We start from the raw sequence: 3,840 nt of genomic DNA, 5'->3' as shown, positions 1-3,840 counted from the left end.
ACCCGGACGCAGGCCAGCAAGCCCCGCAGGGGCAGCGGGTTGACGGCCAGCCGGACGCACCCGGGCACGCTCCTGAGCAGCACCCGGGCGAGCCGCGGCAATAGCCCGCAGCGGCCTGACGGGCAAACAAAAGCGGGGCTGCCGGAACATGTGTTCCGGCAGCCCCGCTTTTTCATCTTTGCTTACGCTTCCGGGGCTCCGTCGGCTTCGCGGTAGATGCCCGCCATCCAGTCCTGCACGTCTTCGGCCTTGCGCGGCAGGGCAGCGCTCAGGTTGACCGGGCCGTCAGCGGTCATCAGGACGTCGTCCTCAATCCTGACGCCGATTCCGCGGTATTCCTCCGGGATCGCCAGGTCCTCGGCCTTGAAGTACAGGCCGGGTTCGATGGTGAAGACCATTCCTTCGGTGAGGATGCCGTCCAAGTAGAGTTCCCGTTTGGCCTGGGCGCAGTCGTGGACGTCCAGCCCCAGGTGGTGGCTGGTGCCGTGCGGCATCCAGCGGCGGTGCTGCTGGCCCTCGGGACTGATGGCCTCCTCCACCGTCACCGGGAGGAGCCCCCACTCCGCAAGCCGCTCGGCCAGGACGGTGGTGGCTGCGGTGTGGATGTCGCGGAACTTCGCCCCGGGCTGCGCGGCGGCAAACCCGGCGTCGGCCGCGTCAAGCACCGCTTCGTACACTTTGCGCTGGATGTCGGTGAACACGCCGCCGGCGGGAAGGGTGCGGGTAATGTCCGCCGTGTACAGGGAATCCGCTTCCACGCCGGCGTCCAGCAGGAGGAGCTCTCCGGCGTGGATCTTCCCGGTATTGCGGGTCCAGTGCAGCACTGTGGCGTTGTTGCCGGAGGCCGCGATGGTGTCGTATCCCAGCTCGTTCCCCACCTCGCGTGCCCGGGCGAAGAAGGCGCCTTCCACCACGCGCTCGCCGCGGGCATGCGTGAGGGCGCGCGGCAGGACTTTCACTACTTCCTCGAACCCTTCAACGGTGGCAGCCACGGCGAGCTTCATTTGCTCGATCTCCCAGTCGTCCTTGAGCAGGCGCAGTTCGGAGAGGGCTTCGCTCAGCTTTTCGTCCAGGGCATCGAGGACGGCGAGGTCCAGGTTGTCCGGGTCCTTTGCCGTGTTGTAGCGGGCGGTGTCCACCAGCGCGTCGATGTTCTCATCCACCTTGCGGACCAGGCGGATGGAGATGCCGCCGATTTCCGGGGCGCCCACGTCCTTGGTGATGGCTGTCTCCAGCTGGTCGATGTGTGCCGTTGCCAGGCCGAGGCGTGCCTCGAACTCGGCCAGGGTGGGACGCGCACCGATCCAGAACTCGCCGGCCCGGGAGTCTGCGTAGAACTGTTCCGTGTCCCGCCCTGCCAGCGGCCGGAAGTAGAGCGTCGCCCGGTGGTGGCCGCCGTCGTCGCCTTTTCCTTCCCCGACCGGTTCAAGGATCAGGACGGCATCAGGCTCGTGGTCGAGGCCGAGCCCGGTGAGGTGCGCGAATCCGGAGTGGGGGCGGAAACGGTAGTCGCAATCGTTGGAGCGGACTTTCAGCGGGCCGGCGGGGATCACCAGGCGTTCGCCCTTGAACTGTCCGGAGATTGCCCTGCGCCGGGCCGAGGCGTAGCCGGCTACGGCGTCACGTGCCGGGAGCTCCTGGCTCGCGGGCGCCCAGTTGCCGGCCATGAAGGCCCTGAAAGCGTCGGAACTGGGCCGCTGCGAGCGGTTGTTGACGCGCTCCTCCAACGGCTGGGAAGCAGAGGTGGGGGTGTTTTCGGCATCTTTCACCGCACCATCGTCTCACCAGCTCCGCGGCTGCGCGAACAGGCGGAGCCCCGTGTGGGCGGGGCCGGTACCGGGGAGTTGCGGCCGGGCATACGCAGGGTGAACGCCGGGTCAACTAGTCTGGACAGGTGAGGATCGACCTGCATGCCCACTCCAATGTCTCGGACGGCACCGAGAATCCCGCAGACGTCATGGCTTCCGCCGCCCGCGCGGGCCTGGACGTCATAGCGCTGACGGACCACGATTCCACGGCGGGCTGGGATGCGGCCTCTGCTGCGGCCGTTGAGCACGGAGTAGCCCTGGTCCCCGGGATGGAGGTTTCCTGCCGGACGGAGGAGGGCATCAGCGTCCACCTCCTGAGCTATCTGCACGACCCGAAGCATCCGGGACTACTGGAGGAAATCACCAAGGCCAAGGACGCGCGGCATACCCGTGCCGAGCGCATGGTCACCCTGCTTGCGGAGGACTACCCCCTCACCTGGGACGACGTCATCCACCATGTCGCCCCGGGCGCGACCCTCGGCCGGCCCCACATCGCGGACGCCCTCGTGGCCGCCGGGGTGGTGGAGGACCGCTCCGAGGCCTTTGCCTCCATCCTCACCTCACGCTCGCGCTACTTCATCCAGCACTACGCACCCGCGCCGGCCATCGCCGTCGAACTGGTCCGTGCCGCCGGCGGGGTCCCTGTCTTCGCCCACCCCGTGGCGTCCTCCCGCGGCAGGATCGTAGGTGAGCGGGTGTACCAGGAGATGATCGACGCCGGCCTGGCGGGCCTGGAGATCAACCATCGTGACAATCCGGAAGAGGGGCGCCGGTTCCTGCGGCGGCTCGCCGGCAAGCACGACCTCCTGATTACCGGATCATCGGACTATCACGGCACCGGCAAACCCAACCTGCTGGGGGAGAACCTCACCGAGCCGGACGTCCTGGCGCGGATCGAGGAACTGGGGTCAGGGACCTCCGTCATCCGTCCGTTCTGACCCAACTAAGTAGCGCTAAGTGTCGTTTTCAGGGCTCAAAACGACACTTAGCGCTACCTACTTGGGCGGGAACGACGTGAATTGGGCGTGGGCACCCAGGCGCTGGGCCATGATGTCGATGGCCGGCTGGTTCTGGTCCACACACACAAACCTGCGGTCCATCTTTGCGGCCACCGCACCCAGGGTTCCGGAACCGGCGAAGAAGTCCAGGCACCAGTCACCGGGCCGGCTGGACGCCGCCACAACCCGGCGGATGAGGCCCTCCGGCTTTTGCGTCGGGTACCCGGTCTTTTCCTTGCCGGTGGGCGAGACGATGGTATGCCACCAGACGTCCGTGGGCAGTTTGCCAAGTTCGCGTTTGGCAGGCGTGACAAGGCCCGGTGCCATGTACGGTTCACGGTCCACCTCGGCGCTGTTGAAGTGGTACTTCGCGGGATTCTTGACGTACACCAGGATGTTGTCATGCTTGGTGGGCCAGCGGTTCTTGGCCCGGGCGCCGTAGTCGTAGGCCCAGATGATCTCGTTCAGGAAGCATTCACGGCCGAAGATCGCATCCAGCATCACTTTGGCGTAGTGCACCTCGCGGTAATCGAGGTGCAGGTACAGGGTGCCGTCCTCCGCCAGCAGCCGCCACGCCTCCACGAGCCGCGGCTCCAGGAAGGACCAGTAGTCGCTGAAGGCGTCGTCGTAGCGGTGGAGCGCGCCTTTGATGGTGTCGTAGGAGCGCCCCTTGAAGCCGACGCGGTCGCCGGTGCCGTCCGCGTTGGCCACCATGGTGGTCTGCTGCCGCCGCTGGGTCCGGCCCGTGTTGAACGGGGGGTCCACGTAGATAAGTGTGAAGGCGCCGTCCGGCAGCGAGGGGAGGAAGTCCGCGTTGTCCGCGTGGACCACCAGGCTGCTGCCGTCCGGCGCCCAGACAGTGTCAGTCATGAAGGGTGTTAGGCCTCGGTGCTGCCGGATTGTGCGGCGTTCCCGCCGCCCACCACTTCACCGTTGCGGCGTCGGGTGCGGGTGCGGGGGCGCCGGGTGCGTGAGGGCTGCTCGGCCTCGGTTGCTGCCGGTGACGCTCCGGCAGCAACCGAGGCCGAGCAGCC

Annotated in this window: 3 protein-coding genes; 1 reads left to right on the top strand and 2 read right to left on the bottom strand. The window is 67.2% G+C overall.

Going from position 1 to position 3,840, the window contains the following annotated elements; all coding sequences use genetic code 11:
• Positions 1-182 precede the first annotated feature (182 nt).
• Positions 183-1,769, bottom strand: a complete 1,587-nt coding sequence (locus tag ACKAE7_RS20525; protein WP_408980163.1) for an aminopeptidase P family protein — start codon at positions 1,767-1,769, stop codon at positions 183-185.
• A gap of 125 nt (positions 1,770-1,894) precedes the next feature.
• Between ACKAE7_RS20525 and ACKAE7_RS20520 the strand changes: the two genes are divergently transcribed.
• Entirely contained in the window at positions 1,895-2,746 is an 852-nt protein-coding gene (locus ACKAE7_RS20520; RefSeq protein ID WP_408980162.1) for a PHP domain-containing protein, read from the top strand.
• Positions 2,747-2,803: 57 nt separating this feature from the next.
• Here ACKAE7_RS20520 and ACKAE7_RS20515 read toward each other — a convergent pair whose 3' ends face one another.
• A complete protein-coding gene (locus ACKAE7_RS20515; RefSeq protein WP_408980161.1) occupies positions 2,804-3,676 on the bottom strand; it encodes a DNA-methyltransferase in 873 nt (290 codons plus the stop codon).
• Positions 3,677-3,840 lie beyond the last annotated feature (164 nt).

It is taken from the genome of Pseudarthrobacter sp. NKDBFgelt (assembly GCF_046097905.1).
Classification (GTDB): Bacteria; Actinomycetota; Actinomycetes; order Actinomycetales; family Micrococcaceae; genus Arthrobacter; species Arthrobacter polychromogenes.
Note: the sequence above shows the minus strand (reverse complement) of the source record. Positions and strands in the feature narration are given on the sequence as shown.